Raw genomic sequence first — 16,118 nt, forward strand, 5'->3', positions numbered from 1 at the left:
CGGCGCTTTTCCGGCTCTATGTTTTGCACGTACCGCTACAATGGAGCGTGACCGACATCCTATTCGGTGCCTTATGGTGGCCAGCGATCGTCGGAGGAATGATAGGTCTCATTACCTTTCCGATTGCCTACGCGTGGGTCGCGCGCACGAATAATGTGACTTCGATTGCCGCGCCCGGCCTAGTGGCAACGATACTCGGTGCGTGGATAGGCTGGGGATCGGCATCAGTTCTGACGAATTTCGAGTTCGAGCACGTGTCTCAGATTCCAATCAGCTTGAAGTACGGAGCCTTGAATGTCGCGCACGCATTTTTGGCGTTATTGCCGGTCATCGCGATGTTCGGTGCGTGTGCGTGGGTGGCTTCTCGGGAGCGGCGCAAAGCTGTCGGCAGACGAGTGATCGGAGTCCGGTAAGCATCGCTTGCCCAAAAGAAAGTGTGAGCGTAGATTCAGCTCACCCTACTACGATTGGACTCGCGGCGGAATTTTCTCGAAGATTTTTGCGACTTTCATGAAAAATCCGACAAGCGATCGATGTGTCACTACATCGCCGCGCCAGAACGTCTTGAGACCAAGCACACTGTGAGCGTCGACTCTTTCCCGCATAGGATCCACCATGAGGACGACGTCTGCGCCGGCCGCGAGATAGACTTGGATCTTCTCGTCGACATCGCGTCGCTGGTCACCAGGAGAGAGAATCTCGACGACGGCATTCGGTGCGACAACCGTCAATAGTGCGACGAGAAATGCCGATTGGGCGCGACTGTGCCGTTCCCTTGGTCTTTTCTTTTGTAGAGCGCAGCCGTTGACCCATTCGGTCGCCGGCTTCGTCTTTGGAACTTCAATCTCCATTTTCGTCGCCTATCTAAAGACCTTCGTTACGCCCCGGCCACACCTATATGCTGAATACGACTTTGCCGAAGTTCTGGTTCTCTTCGACATAGCGATGGGCGTCGGCAGCCTCTTCTAATTTGAAGACGTGGTCGATTGGGACCCGTACGGCGCCGATTGAGAGCAAAGGACCGACATCGCGTGCGAACAATCGTGTCGCCTCGGCTTTTTCCTCGTACGAACGAGAGCGCAGCATCGTGCCGACGATGCGCAAACGCTTTGTCATGAGCGTCCGCAGCGACAGCGCGGCAGCCGCCCCGCCGAGCGTCGACACGCTGATGAGCCTCCCGCGAACCGCAAGCGCGTTGAGATTGTTCTCGAAATACGGAGCGCCGATGAAGTCGATGATGACATCGATGTCGTGCGCGAGAGATTCGAAGGGGCCGACGGTGGGGTCGATCGCGACGTCGAGGCCCAGCGCCGTCGCCTTATCGAGTTTCTCTTTGCTGCGCGACGTACCGAAGACGGTGCAACCGCGCGCCTTCGCGAGTTGCAGTGCGGCGATGCCGACACCCGATCCGACGGCGTGAATCAACACGCGTTCGCCCGCGCCAAGCGCTCCCTGCACGTACAGCGCGTCGTGCGCGGTGATGTATGCCTCCGGGATTCCGCCGGCTTCGGTGTCGGAGACGCCGTCGGGGACAAGCACGACTTGGGGCTCGTTGGTCAGCACAAATTCGGCTTGTGCGCCGCCGCCGACGATGCCCATCACGCGATCGCCGATTCGCAAGTCGTGAACATCGGGGCCCACTGCGCTCACAACGCCGGCAAATTCGAGTCCCAAAATGTCCGGCGGCGAACCAGGCGGCGCTGGATAGTTGCCTTGACGCTGAAGCAAGTCAGCGCGGTTGACGCCTGCGGCGCGAACGCGCACGAGAATCTCGTCGGCGCGCGGCGGGCCGGGCGTTTCGACATCGGCGACTTCCATGACCTCGGGACCGCCGAATCCGCGAAGGCGGAGTGCTTTCATGAAGGTCGGCCTGGCGTCGTCAGAAAATCTATATCGCGCAATGGCAAGCAATCCGCTCCTTCCTTCGTGCAGACATTTCTGGGAGTTCTGGTAACCTCCGGGCCATTCCGTTCGCGCACATGCGCCCCGGTCGATTGAACTCGACCGCAAACAACTGACCACCGGAGGGATGTAAGCCTTGCCGCGCCTTGATCAAAGCCGCACGCCCTATTTTGACGCGCTCCTCGCCTACGTGGACGACCACGTCGTATCGTTTCACACGCCCGGCCACAAGCATGGCCGAGGCATGCATCCGCGCCTGAAGGACTTCATCGGCGAGAATATCCTCAAGATCGATCTCACTCAAGTACTCGGCTTGGATGACCTCAACCAGCCCGAAGGCGCGATCAAGCACGCGCACGAGTTGGCGGCCGACGCCTACGGCGCCGACTACTCCTATTTCCTCATCAACGGTTCGACGGCCGGCAATCAGGCGATGTTGATGACCGCTCTGCGGCCCGACGATACCGTGCTCATCCCACGCAACAGCCATAAGTCGGCGGTGAGCGCGCTGATCATGAGCGCGGCGAGGCCGGTCTACATGCAGCCAGCGGTCGATCAAGACCTGCACATCGACCACGCCGTCACCGTCGAAACTGTCAAAAACGCACTCGATAAGAACCAGGAAGCTCGCGCCGTGTTCTTGACTAGTCCCACGTACTATGGATCGGCCGCGGATGTCGCGGGAATCGAAAAGCTCGTCCATGCCCGCGGCAAGATGCTGCTGGTGGACGAAGCGTGGGGGCCGCACCTGCACTTCCATCCCGAGCTGCCGCAATCGGCGACCTCTGCAAACGTCGACGCTTGCGTCAACTCCACCCATAAGCTGACGGGCGCGATGAGCCAGTGCGCGATGCTGCACACGGTCGGCGACCGCATCGACCAAGGTAGGCTACGCAGCACGCTACGTATTTTCCAGTCCACGAGTCCCCAACTCGCGATGCTCGCCTCGCTCGATGTCGCGCGCATGCAGATGGCTACTGAAGGCGAAGCATTGCTCACCGGCGCGCTTGCGCTGGCGCGGAACGCGCGCGAGCGCCTCAATCGCATTCCCGGCGTTTTCTGCATGGGCGTCGAACATGTCGGACGTCCGGGTATCGCTGCATATGACGAGACGCGGCTCGTGATCACCGTCAAAGACTTGGGCTACACGGGCTACGAGGCGTCGAATATCCTCAGACTGCGCTACAAAGTGCAAGCCGACATGGCGGACCTGTGCAATGTGGTCGCGCTCGTGACGTTTGGCGATACCGAAGCATCGATCGACGCGCTCATCGACGCGGTGGATCGTCTCGCCAGAGATGAAAAGCCGGCCGGGTCCGAGCCGGCGTTCGCCATCCTCGAGCACAGGATGCAACACGGTACATATGCGATGCCGCCGATACCCGCGATGGTTCTCACACCGCGAGAGGCCTTTACGCGCGACCACGTCGAAGTGCCGTTTCGAAATAGCGCCGGCCGAATTTGCGCGGAGGTGATCACGCCGTACCCGCCCGGAATACCCATCATCTGTCCGGGCGAACGGATCGACGAAGACACGATCGATTATCTGCAATCCGAAATGCACGCAGGCGTCCACATCCAAGGACCGGTGGACGAAAAATTGCGCACCATAAGGGTCCTACCATAACAGTCGCACGAGGTGACGTTATCTTGAAAGAGGACCTCGCCCAACAACAATCTGGCGACTGGGAACTCTACGCACTCCTCGACATCTTCACACCGGCCATTCGTCAAGCGCTCGTCAACCTCCCGAATTTCAAGGATCTCATCGAAGTCATCCTCGACTTGGGCCGTTTGCCCGAAGCGCGCTTTCCAAGCGACTATTGCTACCTCTCTCAGACACCAGTCAGCCCCGACGACATCGCCGCGGTGGTCGCGCGCGTCGGCGAGTTCGGCAAAGACAATCGCGCCGGCATCGAGCAGACGCTGCACCGAATTTCGTGCTTGCGAAACCGCAACGGCAAGATCATCGGTCTCACGTGCCGGGTAGGCCGCGCTGTCTACGGCACCATCGACATCATTCTCGATGTCGTTCGGTCGGGAAAGTCCATCTTGCTCTTGGGCCGGCCGGGCGTGGGCAAGACCACCATGCTTCGTGAAGTCGCGCGCGTGCTATCCGGCGACTTGCGCAAGCGCGTCGTCATCGTGGACACGTCGAATGAGATCGCCGGCGACGGCGACGTGCCGCACGCCGGCATCGGTCATGCGCGGCGCATGCAAGTCGACGTGCCCGCCAACCAGCACGCGGTGATGATCGAGGCTGTCGAAAACCATATGCCCGAAGCGGTGGTGATCGACGAGATCGGCACCGAAGCCGAATCCATAGCCGCGCGCACCATCGCCGAACGCGGCGTGCAGCTCATCGGCACCGCGCACGGACTAGACCTCGAAAGCATCCTCATGAATCCCACGCTTTCCGATCTCGTCGGCGGCGTGGGCGCGGTGACCCTGTCGGACGAAGAAGCCAAACGCCGCGGAACGCGTAAAACAGTGCTCGAACGCAAGGCGCCCCCCACGTTCGACGTCGTCATCGAGATCCAAGACCGGGGCCGATTGGCGCTTCACGAGCCGGTCGCGGACATCGTCGACGCCATGCTGCGCAGCCACGAACCCAAGCCCGAGATACGCGTTCGCAACGATCAAGGCGCCGTGGAAGTGGTGCAAGAAGCGGAAACGCAGACCGTGCAGCCGCGTTACGGCTCGGCACCGTCGCGCGCTCATTCGCACGGTTTCGACCGCATGCCGGCCGCCGTATCGGTGTTCTCAGGTGCGGACGACGACGACGAAGAGCCGGCCACCGACATCATCCGCATCTTCCCGTACGGCGTGAGCCGGGCGAAGATCGAGCGCGCGGTGGCCAACCTGCGCGTGCCCGCGCTCATCGCGCGCAAGTGGGATGACGCCGACGTTGTGCTCACGCTGAAGGCGCTGGAACGGCGAGACAACGGCAAACTGCGAGAGATCGCCGCGCAGAATATTCCTATCTATGCGCTCAAGACCAACACCACGGCGCAGATCCAGACCTGTCTCAAGGATCTCTACGACCTTCCGACGGTGGACGACGAAGAGCTCGCCGTCCGCGAGGCCGAGGAAGCGGTGTATCAAGTGATGCTGCACCACAAATCCGTCGAGCTCTCGCCGCAGTCGTCCTACGTGCGCCGGCTGCAGCATCAGATCGTGGAGAAGTATCATCTGCAATCGCGGTCGACGGGCATCGAACCTAATCGCCGCGTCCGCGTCTACAAAGAGGCCGCGCAATAGCCGCCGGTCTTTTCGTCACCTTCGAAGGGGTTGAAGGAGCCGGCAAATCGACCCAAGTCCGGCTCTTGCACGAATATCTATCCGGCACTTCGATACCTTTTGTCTTCACGCGCGAGCCCGGCGGCACGCCGCTCGGCGAAAAGCTGCGTCAATTGCTCATCGACCCACTCGGCCAGATGGCGCCTGAGGCGGAGGCGCTGATCTTAAGCGCGTCGCGCGCGGAGTTGGTGGACAAGATCCTCGAACGCGGCCTGGCCGAAGGCAGACTCGTTGTGTGCGACCGCTTTTGGGACGCGACGCTTGCCTATCAAGGATTCGGTCGCGGACTTCCGATCGACACGCTGCTCACCATCACGATGTTCGCGGCGCGCAGGCTCCAACCGGATCTCACGTTCTTGCTCGATGTCTCAACGGCGGTGTCGCGCGAACGGTTGAAATCGCGCACCGCCATTCCCGACCGGATGGAGCGCGAATCTAGCGCCTTTCACGAGCGAGTCGCCGCCGGGTACCGCAGACTGGCAGCCGCCGAACCCCATCGCTTTGTGACGATCGACGGTACGCGCGCAGAGGATGAGATCGCGATCGACGTGCGCCAGATGATCCTCTCGCGCTGGCAGGGTCAATAACTCAGATTAGTACTAGGGTAAGCCGTACTAGGGCAAGCATCGCTTGCCCATTTGGGTGAGCGTTGCTTTCCCTAGTACGGGATGCCCACAGCGTTACGGGATTGATTTAAGCCCACTGCCGGTGTTGATCGCGAGCACGCGCTCGCCGTCGCGGATCCATCCGTTCTTGCGGAGTTCTTCGGCGGCGGCGATCGTGGCCGCGCCCTCCGGGCATAGCAGGAATCCTTCAGCAGCGGCCACGCGGTGGCGGCTCGCGGCGATCGCAGTGTCGTCGACGGCGATCGCACAGCCGGCGGTCGCATAAACGGCATCGAGCACGAGAAAGTCACCGAGCGCCTTCGGCACGTTGATGCCGAATGCCGCGGTTTTCGAATCGTTCCAGAACTGCGATTCGCGCAGGCCCGCATTAAACGCGCGGACGATCGGCGCACAACCTGCGGCTTGCACGGCCACCATGCGCGGCAGTTTGTCGATCGGAAATCCTATCTCGCGCAATTCGAGCAGCGCTTTGTATATCCCGATAAGACCGACACCGCCGCCCGTCGGATACAAGAGCACGTCCGGAGTTCGCCAGTCGAATTGTTCGGCAAGCTCGAATCCCATCGTCTTTTTGCCTTCGATGCGATACGGTTCTTTGAGCGTCGACGCGTCGTACACGCCCGCCTCGGTCACCATTTTTGCGACGACTTTTCCAGCGTCCGAGATGACGCCGTCGACGAGCGTGACTTCTGCGCCCGCCGCTTCGCACTCGAAGCGATGGATCGCAGGGGCGCTCTTCGGCATGACGACGCGCGCAGCGATGCCGGCACGCCGGCCGTACATGGCCCAGGCGCCGCCTGCATTTCCGTTGGTGGGCATCGCAAACGACGTCACGCCAAGTTCGCGCGCGCGCGACACGCCGACGGCGGCGCCGCGCGCCTTGAAACTGCCGGTCGGCAGCAGGCCTTCATCTTTGCAGGAGAGGCCGCCGATTCCAATGTCCGCCCCGTGACGGGTCAACGGCACGATCGGCGTGACGACTTCGCCGAGGCTCACCGTATTCCGGGCGGGGTCGCGGATCGGAAGCAATTCGCCATATCGCCACAGGCTCCACGGCCTTCGCGCGAGCCCGGAAACGGTAAGCGACGCCTTGGCTTTTGGCAGGTCGTATCGTGCAAGAAGCGGCGCACCGCACGTGCAGAGGTGTTGGATGACGTCCGCGTCATAATGGGCTTCGCATTTCGAACACTCGAGATGCGAGAGCGATGAGCGGATCGCCGTCACCGGGCTGGATGCTGGCCGGTGAGCGAGCGAAGCTGGACTTGCAGCCAGCCCAATACCGTCGCGGGTGCGATGTTGGTGTCGGCCATGCGGGTGGCTTCTTGGACGAGCTCGATCGCTCGCGCAGCTTTCATCGCCGTGGCGGGTCCTATGGCCCGTTTCGTATCCGCGTACCGGGCGCTCGCGTGAGCGTCGAAGAGTGCGCCTTCACCACCGATGGAACTCACCATAAGATCGCGCGCGCTGATCAAGGATTGCCGTAGCACGCCATTGAGCTGCGTGCGCGCATCGTCTTTTCCGAGTTGGGGCATCGCCGGCAATCGGTCGGGTTGTGCGAGGCACGCCAGGAGCCAATCGCGCGCTCCATCGCGCGCGGCGCCGGTACTCCCGTCTCGGTCGGCGATCGCCTCGCCGAGGCTCCCCTGAGCGCGACGGGCGAGTGAAAGCGCGCGCTCGCGCGTTTCGCCGAAATGTGCCGTGAGGCGAGCGGCGATCTCGTCGTCGCCGAGCGGGCCGAAGCGCAACGCGACCGCGCGGGAGCGAATGGTCGAGAGCAACGATTCTTCCCGCTCCACGGTGAGCAGAAACAGTTTTTGTTGGCCCGGCTCTTCGAGTTCTTTGAGAAGCGCGTTCGGCACATCCTGTTTGGTGACGTTTTCAAAATCGGGGATTATGCAGACCGGGCGGCCGCCCTCGTACGACTTGTACTGCATCCGATCGACGATCGCGCGCGCTTGCGCCATGCCCAAATCGTCGGTCTTGCGTTCGGTGGTGTCGGTGGCCTTGATGAACGCGAGGTCGACCTCGATGATGTCACCCGACGATCCGTGAATGCCGCGTTGACACGGACCGCAGACGCCGCAGTAGCCGAGGGGAAACGAGGTAGGATGTTCGCAGTTGAGCGTCCACGCGAGCATGCGCGCAAACGTACGCTTGCCGGTGCCGCGCGGACCGTGCAGAATGTACGCATGCGCGAGCCGGTCCGGTCCAAGCCGGGCGAAATAGTCGACGACGTGCTGCTGCCCGACGAATGGGAGCGGCGCTTGCTTTCGAGCAGGCTCATCAAGGCCTGCCTTGAGAGCCGGCCCCACATTTGATTTCCTAGCCAAGCCTTGCGCCCGTCAGCGCATGGCCGCAGGAGCAGGTGCGCTCGCGCGGCATGCGCCCTACGATCTCGAACAGGACGTTCTTCAATTTTTCGTTGTTGGCGTTGAAGACCTCGATGACGCCCTCGTGCGTCACCGGTTCGACGCCCGCCACGCCTTCGAGGCCCGCGTCGTAGTCGGTGATCAACGCGATGTTCGCGTAACAGATCTCCAGTTCGCGCGCGAGGTACGCTTCGGGATACTGCGTCATGTTGATGACTTCCCAGCCGTGCGATGAGAACCACCGGCTTTCGGCAAGGGTGGAAAAGCGCGGTCCCTGGATCGTGACCACCGTCCCCTTATCATGACACGTGATCCCTTGACTCTTGATGACCTCGATAGCCAGCGGCCTTATCTGCGTGCAGTATGGGTACGCGAACGAGACGTGCGTGGTGATCGGTCCGTCGTAAAACGTGTCTTTGCGGGCATTCGTACGGTCGATCAATTGATCCGAGACCACGAAATGACCCGGCTTGACCGCCGCTTGCAACGAACCGGCAGCGCACGGCCCGATGATGCGCGTGACGCCGAGTTCTTTCATCGCCCACAGGTTTGCGCGATAGTTGATCATGTGTGGAGGCAGCGAATGGCTCTTGCCGTGGCGCGGCAGAAACGCGACGCCATGACCGGCGATTTCTCCGAGCGCGAGAACATCGCTCGGCGAACCGTACGGCGTCTCGACTTTGACCTCGTGCTTGTCTTCGAGCAGCGAGTAGAATCCCGAACCGCCGAAGATTCCGATTTCTGCGTGATTCTTCAATCGTTCTCCAAAAAATAGCCGACCTAGACGGCCGGCCCGCGCGGGTGGTGAGCAGGCGCTACGACCCTCTGAAATCGCTCGGCTTCAATGTTTCGATGTACTTTTTGAAGCGCGCCATATCTTCTTCCTCGGATTTCTTGTCGACCACGGCTTCTTCGAGGGCGATCTTGTCGGTGACGAAGATCGGCGCATCGCAGCGCAGCGCGACCGCGATGCAGTCGCTCGGACGCGCGTCGATCTCTTTGGTCTCGCCGTTGGTTTCGATCACCAGCTTGGCATAGAACGTGCTGTCGCGCATGTCGTGGATGACGATCTTCGTGAGTTTGGCGTCGACCCCGTCCATGACCGATTTCATGAGATCGTGCGTCAGCGGGCGAGGCGCCGATTGCCCCTCGAGCGCCATCGCGATGGCGGTTGCCTCGAACGGCCCGATCAAGATCGGCAGATAATGCTTGCCGTCCATGTCTTTGAGAATGACGACCGGGTCGTGCGTGAGCAAGTCGATGCCGAGTTTATCCACTTTCATCTGACGCATGACGCGTGCGGCCTCGCTTGTCCAGGAACGACGTTATAAGCCCTTCGGTTATAAAAATGGGGGTTCCTGGAAGGCCGTGGCCGGTCCCGATGGTAAAGAAGCAAGCTGGAATGTTCGCTTTGCTTCCTCCTATCAACGTCGACGATCTCGTCAATCGCGTCTGGGAATCCCTCATCGCGCTTGCGGTGGTGCTTATCGTATGGCGTATCGCCGTCATGGCGATCGATCGCCTATTCGCCAAGCGCTTTGCAGGGCGCTTCATGCCGCGCGCCATCACATTCGGCGCGCTGTTCAAATCGGCTGCGGCCGCCGTCGCCGTCATTGCTTTCATACTTGCGCTGCTCCATATCTGGGGCATGGACATCACGCCCGAACTGTGGTCGGCGGGAATCGTCACCGCGAGCTTGGCCTTCGGCGCCCAGTCCGTGGTGCGCGACATGTTAGCCGGCTTGATGTTCCTTTTCGAGGATGTCTACGAGATCGGCGATGCGGTCGAGATCACGACGACGGTCAACAGCGTCGTCGCGGGCACGGTTGAAAACTTGAGCTTGCGCCTGACGGTCATCACCGACCAAGGCGGGCGCCGGTACGCGATTCCCAACGGCAACATCCTGATAGTCGCCAACGCCAACAAGCTCGCGTACGGCGCGTCGCTCACCCTCACGCTGCCGCTCCGGCAGAATATCGATGCACAACGATCGCAGTTGGCCGAGATCGGCCGCGAGGCGGGCGCCGCAGCCGGCATCGACGCAACGGCGGTCAACGTCTACGTGGACGACGTCGGGCTCGACGCCGCGACTTTTCGCATAGACTTTCCCACGACGCGCACCGATGCCGCCGTTGTGCGGTCGCGAATTCGCGAACGCGTCATCGCGGCGGCGCAGTCGCGCGGTTGGCTTCCCGGCGGCGCGACCGCGAAGACCGCCGACGCATGAGCCTTTCTTGCGGAATCGTCGGACTGCCGAACGTCGGCAAGTCCACGCTCTTCAATGCGATCACGCGCGCGAGCGTTGCGGCGAGCAACTATCCATTTTGCACGATCGAGCCGAACGTCGGCATCGTGCCTGTGCCGGACAAACGTCTCGACGAGCTTGCGCGCATTTTCGTCAGCAAGCAGATCGTACCGGCCACAACCACATTCACGGACATCGCCGGACTCGTTCGCGGCGCATCGAAGGGCGAGGGGCTTGGCAACGCATTTCTATCGCACATCCGCGAAGTCGATGCGATCGCGATGGTCGTCCGTTGCTTCGATGACGACGATGTCGTCCACGTGGACGGCGCGCCGGACCCGCTGCGCGACATCGAGACCATCACCATCGAACTCGCGCTTGCCGACCTCGTCGGTGTGGAGAAAAAGCTCGACAAGGCGCGCCAGCGCGCCAAAGCGGAGCCGAAGTTCGCGCCCGAAGTAACCGCGTTGGAAAACCTGCGCGACGCATTGGACGCGGGCAAGGTCGCACGAGCGTTCGCCCATTCGGGGCTTGAGATGTCCCTCGCCAAGGAACTAACTTTGCTCACCGCAAAACCGACGCTCTACGTCGCGAACGTGGACGAGGCAGGCTCCAACGCTTCGGCGGAGCGCGTCGCTGCGGTGCAGCGCTACGCACAAGCCGAGGGGGCGCAATGTGTCGTCCTTTGCGCGAAGCTCGAGGCCGAGCTGGCCGATTTGCCTCCGGATGAGGCAGCGGCGTTTGCAAAGGAGCTGGGTCTAGAACAGAGCGGACTGGATAACCTGATTCTCGCCGCCTATCGCCTGCTAGACCTGATGACTTTTCTCACCGCGGGCGAAAAGGAGACTCGCGCGTGGACGATCGCGCGAGGCACCAAAGCGCCTCAGGCCGCAGGGACGATCCATAGCGACATCGAGCGCGGGTTCATCCGGGCGGAAATCGCGGCGTACGAGGACTTGGTTCGCCTGAAGGGTTTGCAGGCCGTGCGCGAAGCCGGTCTTCTTCGTTCCGAGGGACGCGAATACGTCATGCAAGAAGGCGATGTCGTCAACTTCCGGTTCAACGTCTAACGGCGTTTCACGCCGCACCAGGAGCAATGTTATGTCACCCACTGCTACCGCGCCCGCATCCAGCCACGACGGTCAGGTATCGGTTTTCGGCGAAGGCATCGCGTATTTCAACGAAGCCGCCGCAAAGCTCGAACTGAACGAGAACATGAAGCGCGTCCTCACGCATCCGTCGAGGCAGGTCATCATCTCCATCCCGTTCGCCCGCGACAACGGGTCGTTTGAAGTGTTCACGGGTTTTCGCGTGCAGTACAATTTCGCGCGCGGACCTGCAAAGGGCGGCGTTCGATTCCATCCCGGCGTGACGCTGGACGAAGTGACGGCACTCGCCTTTTGGATGACGTGGAAGTGCGCGGTCGTCGACTTGCCGTTCGGCGGCGCGAAAGGTGGCGTCACGTGTGACCCGGCCACGCTGTCGCCGGCGGAGAACGAGCGGCTCACGCGGCGGTACACGGCGGAGATCATCGAGATCATCGGTCCGGACAAAGACGTACCCGCTCCGGACGTCGGCACGAATCCCCAGACGATGGCATGGATGATGGATACCGTCTCGATGCACCTTCGCGGGTACACGCCCGGCGTCGTCACCGGCAAACCGCTCTGCGTCGGCGGATCGCGGGGCAGAGTCGAAGCCACCGGCCGCGGCGTGATGATCATGATCGAAGCGGCGCTCGAAAAGCAAGGCAAGTCGCTGAACGGCGCGACGGTCGCCGTTCAGGGTTTCGGCAATGTCGGTTCGATCTCGGCGAAGCTGCTGCACGAGCACGGCGCGAAAGTGGTCGCCATTAGCGACGCCTTCACGGGCGTCCATAATAAGGATGGGATCGACGTTGCGGCTGCCATCAGCCACGTGACCAATCCAACGAACGTCAAGCGCAGTCTGGAAGGCTTTGCGGGCGGCGACACCATCAGCAACACGCAATTGCTCGAACTTCCGTGCGACATTCTCGTGCCGGCAGCGCTCGAGAATCAGATCACGAAGAAGAACGTCAAGAATATCAAGGCACACCTCATCGCCGAAGGCGCGAACGGCCCCACGACCGCCGACGCGAATAAGATCCTGGCCGAAGGCGGCATCACGGTGATTCCGGACATCCTTGCCAATGCGGGCGGCGTGACCGTGTCGTACTTCGAGTGGGCGCAAGACCGGGCCGGTTACTATTGGAAGGAGAGCGAGGTCAACGAGCGGCTCAAGGACGTGCTGCGCGAGAACTTCGACGCGGTCTGGCAGACCGCAAAGGAACATGGCACGGATCTACGCACCGCCGCGTATATGGTGGCCATCCGGCGCGTCGCGGACAGCTACACCACCCGCGGCTTCTACGCATAATCTATCCGACTATCGTATTAGGGCAAGCGATGCTTGCCCTAGTACGGCTTGCCCTAGTACGGCTCGCCACAGTTCGGCTTGTCCTACTACTTACTATTTCGCGCCGTAGGTCGCTTCCAAGTACGGGATGATACGGTCGTCGTCGTCGATGACGACGTCGCCGTCGACCAAGACTGGAACTTCGGGCTGACCGGAAATCGCCAAAACCTCGCGGCGTTGCGAGTGAGGGATTGGAACTTCTATGCCTTCATATTCCAAGCCCAGCTTGTCGAGCACGCGCATGACCCGCACGCAGTAGCCGCACCAATCGGCTTTGTACAATTTCAGTTTGGGTCGCGGCGAATCCATCTAGGGTGAGGTGCGCTTCGGGGCGGCGCGAGCCCTTGGGGGCAAGGCGGCCGAGCAAGGCTCGAGGGACGCCGCGCTGCGCTTTTCTCGGTATATGAACTCGGGGAAAGGCACCGTCCGCACCGGAGTGGAAATTGAAGCAGGCGGGTAGCCACCCGCGACCGGTTGCCGGGGAATTTGAATGTTCGACCAGATTCCGGCTTCAAGCGAAGTGCTCACAGAACGACCGCGCATCCGCCGTCGTGTCATTGTCGCGCTCGTCCTCTTCGTTGTCGGCTCCGCTCTAGTCCACATCTCGTTCGGATCATCGGTCGCAGCGATGTCCTCATTTTGGCGCAATGCGGGTCCCGCCGATGAAGGCACAGTCTCTGTCGTGACGCTCTCACGCTCGATCCGCGATTATATTCGTCCGACCCCGACCCCCACGCCACCACCCATCGTTGCCAAACGCACCGTGCTGCATATCGCGCAATTGAAATATCGCGAACTGGGCGTTGCCGACCCGGCGCGGAGCCGAAGAACCACCTTGGCGCAACGCGTATCCCTTATCTCGATGCAGCGGCCGGAAAAAGCAAAGACGACTCCCGAAGATAGCGCGCCTCGGGTCGCCGCCACTGAAGTTCCATCGGTTTCGTCACATTCAGCCACGTCGGCCAGCGCCGACACCGGCGGAACCGGAAACGAACTCGCAAGCGCGATCGTCTGGGGCGACGATAATCCAGCGCACATCGTGCGGCTAGCCGGATTGCCGACTGGGCTTGCCTCCACGTCGCGGCCGGCGCGCGTCGAAGTCGAAGTCGGACCCGACGGCAACGTGATCAGCGTCTCGCTCGTGCAATCGTCCGGCGATTCGAACGTCGACGAAGCCGCGCTCGCCGCGGCCAAGCAATCGATGTACGCGCCGGCCACGCTCAACGGTCTGCCCGTGCACGGCACATGCACGGTCGACTTCAACACCGGCGAGGCCAGCTCGACCTGATCGCTCCCGGAACATCGACAGACGCGCTCGCGAAAGCGCAGATAATTTCTCATGCGCGCGAGCTTGGATTCGACCTCGTGGGCATCGCCGGGGCCGAGCCGTTCGACGTCGAGCGCCAGACGTTCGAGCGCCGAGCGGCCGCGGGTATGCTCGGTCAATGGAGCTATCCGCCCGATCGGATCGCGGTAATCGCCGATCCGCGCGCCTCTCTTCCTGGCGCTGCGTCGATCGTCTGCACCGCAACGTCGTATCTGACGGACGACGAACCGTACGACCCGTACGCGCCCGGCCTTCGAGGCGCGGTCTCTCGCCACTCATGGGGCCGCGACTATCACCGCGTCATCGGTGGGCGTTTGCGCGCGCTGGCGAGCTGGATCGAGGCGGAGTACAGCGGCGCGAAATGTCTGCCGTGCGTCGACACAGGTCCGCTCATCGACCGAGCGGCCGCGGTGCGCGCGGGCATCGGATGGTTCGGCAAGAATGCAAACGTGCTGACGAGAGAATACGGGTCGTGGGTCTTGCTCGGCGAGGTCATCACGACGCTATCACTGCCGGCCGATGCACCGCTTGCCAAAAATTGCGGCGAGTGCGTGACGTGCGTCGCCCGCTGTCCGACCGGCGCTATCGGACCCGACGGTGCGATAGACGCCCGCCGCTGCATATCGGACCTTACGCAGCTCAAGGCGCCCATACCGCGAGAGTTGCGCTCGGCGATCGGCAACCGCATTTGGGGATGCGACGATTGTCAGTCGGTCTGTCCGGTGAACGAGCGCAAAGAACGCGACGGAGCCGGTACGAGCACGACATTCGCACCGCTTTCCGATGTCGGCACATCTGTGGACTTACCCGCCGTGCTGCGCATGACCAAAGGCGAGTTCCGACGGTGGTTCGCGCCGACATCCATGGCCTGGCGCGGGAAAGCCGTGCTTCAGCGCAATGCGGCCGTCGCTCTCGGCAATTCGCGCGACCGGCGGGCTGTCGCTCCGCTCATCGAGGCGCTGCGTGACCGCAAGCCGCTCGTGCGCGGCCACGCCGCATGGGCGCTGGGCGAGCTTGGTGCGCAAAGCGGCGACTCCGGACGAGCTGCCCTCGAAGATCTGCGCGCGAAAGAACAAGTGACATGGGTGCGTGAAGAAGCAGAGTTCGCGCTTTCGCGGTTGAGCGCCGGTTAGAAATCACTGACCGGCGGCCGCGTCGATTTTCGCGGCGCCCGCGCGCAGTTCGACCGTCACAGTCCGGATCGGACGATCCGGCGCCGCATCGACGGAGATCGACCGAGCCTCGACGACGGCGAATTCTTCCGAGCAGTGCCAGACGGGTCCGGCGTGCGAGCGATGATCGGCCGCGGTGGATCCGCCGGCGATTCCAAACGCCCGGCGGGCTGCGAACCCGACATCGGTCGATGCAGCGAGCGAGATGATGCGCCGCTGCGCGACAGCCCAGGCATCCGCGCAGCGGGACCAACGATCATCGGCTGAAGCGATGGCCCCGTCGCAGGCCACGAGCGTCGGCTGGTGCGCCGAATCGATCAGCGCCACGAGGCGAGCCTTCTGCGCGGCCGCGTCCGCGCGCCCGGACGAGAGCAGCGCGCAGAAAACGATGACGTACCGCCCTTCGATCGGAAACGTGATCCGGAGCGCGCCACACGGCTCTCGCACCTGGCCGAAATCAAAACGTTCCATCGATCCAACGGCGAGCGTGCCCTTCCAAAGGAGCGCGAGGCCGGCGCTATCGTCCGCACTCCACGCTTGCGTGGCGGCGCGCATCGACCGCGGTCCTGCGAGCCGCGAAGCGCGCGCAGGCCCTATGCCGGTCAACGCCACGACGTCAGGCGCGTGCACGTCAAGTGCGGATTCGAGCTGGCTTCCAAGCGAACTCGCGTCGGCGGTGAGAATGCGGACTCGTTGCATGAATTCTTTCGTTTTAGCGGCGGTAGGGAAAGCCCCTTTGGG

At 62.2% G+C, this 16,118-nt stretch carries 17 protein-coding genes; 9 read left to right on the top strand and 8 right to left on the bottom strand.

The window, feature by feature from the left end:
* Positions 1-98 precede the first annotated feature (98 nt).
* Positions 99-413, top strand: a complete 315-nt coding sequence (locus tag VII69_12890) for a hypothetical protein (protein HEY5096004.1) — start codon at positions 99-101, stop codon at positions 411-413.
* Between the two features lie 48 nt (positions 414-461).
* Here the strand turns inward: VII69_12890 and VII69_12895 are convergent, their stop codons facing one another.
* On the bottom strand, positions 462-851 hold the full coding sequence (locus VII69_12895; protein ID HEY5096005.1) for a Uma2 family endonuclease: 390 nt from the start codon (positions 849-851) through the stop codon (positions 462-464).
* A gap of 43 nt (positions 852-894) precedes the next feature.
* Positions 895-1,860, bottom strand: a complete 966-nt coding sequence (locus VII69_12900) for an NAD(P)H-quinone oxidoreductase (GenBank protein HEY5096006.1) — start codon at positions 1,858-1,860, stop codon at positions 895-897.
* A 178-nt stretch (positions 1,861-2,038) separates the two neighbouring features.
* Between VII69_12900 and VII69_12905 the strand changes: the two genes are divergently transcribed.
* Genes VII69_12905 through tmk form a run of 3 tightly spaced genes read left to right on the top strand, consistent with a single transcriptional unit; the run spans position 2,039 to position 5,789 of the window.
* Positions 2,039-3,529, top strand: a complete 1,491-nt coding sequence (locus VII69_12905; protein HEY5096007.1) for an aminotransferase class I/II-fold pyridoxal phosphate-dependent enzyme — start codon at positions 2,039-2,041, stop codon at positions 3,527-3,529.
* Between the two features lie 23 nt (positions 3,530-3,552).
* Entirely contained in the window at positions 3,553-5,163 is a 1,611-nt protein-coding gene (locus tag VII69_12910) for a R3H domain-containing nucleic acid-binding protein (GenBank protein ID HEY5096008.1), read from the top strand.
* Complete coding sequence (tmk, locus tag VII69_12915) at positions 5,160-5,789, top strand: dTMP kinase (GenBank protein ID HEY5096009.1); 630 nt, start codon at positions 5,160-5,162, stop codon at positions 5,787-5,789. The genes VII69_12910 and tmk overlap by 4 nt, the downstream gene beginning before the upstream one ends.
* Positions 5,790-5,882: 93 nt before the next feature.
* Here tmk and VII69_12920 read toward each other — a convergent pair whose 3' ends face one another.
* Genes VII69_12920 through VII69_12935 form a run of 4 tightly spaced genes read right to left on the bottom strand, consistent with a single transcriptional unit; the run spans position 5,883 to position 9,489 of the window.
* Positions 5,883-7,052: a threonine synthase gene (locus VII69_12920; GenBank protein ID HEY5096010.1), complete on the bottom strand. Its 1,170-nt coding sequence runs from the start codon at positions 7,050-7,052 to the stop codon at positions 5,883-5,885.
* The gene (locus VII69_12925) at positions 7,049-8,140 is read right to left on the bottom strand and encodes a hypothetical protein (GenBank protein HEY5096011.1); all 1,092 of its coding nucleotides are present in this window, start codon (positions 8,138-8,140) and stop codon (positions 7,049-7,051) included. The genes VII69_12920 and VII69_12925 overlap by 4 nt, the downstream gene beginning before the upstream one ends.
* Before the next feature lie 10 nt (positions 8,141-8,150).
* Entirely contained in the window at positions 8,151-8,954 is an 804-nt protein-coding gene (locus VII69_12930) for an S-methyl-5'-thioadenosine phosphorylase (GenBank protein HEY5096012.1), read from the bottom strand.
* A 58-nt stretch (positions 8,955-9,012) separates the two neighbouring features.
* Positions 9,013-9,489 carry a bifunctional nuclease family protein gene (locus VII69_12935; GenBank protein ID HEY5096013.1) on the bottom strand — a complete coding sequence of 159 codons (477 nt, stop codon included), beginning with the start codon at positions 9,487-9,489 and terminating at the stop codon, positions 9,013-9,015.
* A 119-nt stretch (positions 9,490-9,608) separates the two neighbouring features.
* Between VII69_12935 and VII69_12940 the strand changes: the two genes are divergently transcribed.
* The 3 genes from VII69_12940 to VII69_12950 are packed head-to-tail and all read left to right on the top strand — an operon-like array spanning position 9,609 to position 12,839.
* The gene (locus tag VII69_12940; GenBank protein ID HEY5096014.1) at positions 9,609-10,424 is read left to right on the top strand and encodes a mechanosensitive ion channel family protein; all 816 of its coding nucleotides are present in this window, start codon (positions 9,609-9,611) and stop codon (positions 10,422-10,424) included.
* Positions 10,421-11,512, top strand: coding sequence for a redox-regulated ATPase YchF (ychF, locus tag VII69_12945; protein ID HEY5096015.1), 1,092 nt, complete (start codon positions 10,421-10,423; stop codon positions 11,510-11,512). The genes VII69_12940 and ychF overlap by 4 nt, the downstream gene beginning before the upstream one ends.
* 31 nt (positions 11,513-11,543) lie before the next feature.
* Positions 11,544-12,839 carry a Glu/Leu/Phe/Val dehydrogenase gene (locus tag VII69_12950; GenBank protein ID HEY5096016.1) on the top strand — a complete coding sequence of 432 codons (1,296 nt, stop codon included), beginning with the start codon at positions 11,544-11,546 and terminating at the stop codon, positions 12,837-12,839.
* A 93-nt stretch (positions 12,840-12,932) separates the two neighbouring features.
* Here VII69_12950 and VII69_12955 read toward each other — a convergent pair whose 3' ends face one another.
* Positions 12,933-13,187 carry a glutaredoxin gene (locus VII69_12955; protein HEY5096017.1) on the bottom strand — a complete coding sequence of 85 codons (255 nt, stop codon included), beginning with the start codon at positions 13,185-13,187 and terminating at the stop codon, positions 12,933-12,935.
* Positions 13,188-13,368: 181 nt separating this feature from the next.
* Here VII69_12955 and VII69_12960 point away from each other — a divergent pair, with 181 nt between their 5' ends.
* Complete coding sequence (locus VII69_12960; GenBank protein HEY5096018.1) at positions 13,369-14,166, top strand: energy transducer TonB; 798 nt, start codon at positions 13,369-13,371, stop codon at positions 14,164-14,166.
* On the top strand, positions 14,124-15,338 hold the full coding sequence (queG, locus tag VII69_12965; protein ID HEY5096019.1) for a tRNA epoxyqueuosine(34) reductase QueG: 1,215 nt from the start codon (positions 14,124-14,126) through the stop codon (positions 15,336-15,338). Before VII69_12960 ends, queG begins: the two co-directional genes overlap by 43 nt.
* 3 nt (positions 15,339-15,341) lie before the next feature.
* Here queG and VII69_12970 read toward each other — a convergent pair whose 3' ends face one another.
* Positions 15,342-16,076: a hypothetical protein gene (locus VII69_12970; protein ID HEY5096020.1), complete on the bottom strand. Its 735-nt coding sequence runs from the start codon at positions 16,074-16,076 to the stop codon at positions 15,342-15,344.
* Positions 16,077-16,118: the final 42 nt, after the last annotated feature.

It is taken from the genome of Candidatus Eremiobacteraceae bacterium, assembly GCA_036511855.1.
GTDB lineage: Bacteria > Vulcanimicrobiota > Vulcanimicrobiia > Eremiobacterales > Eremiobacteraceae > JABCYQ01.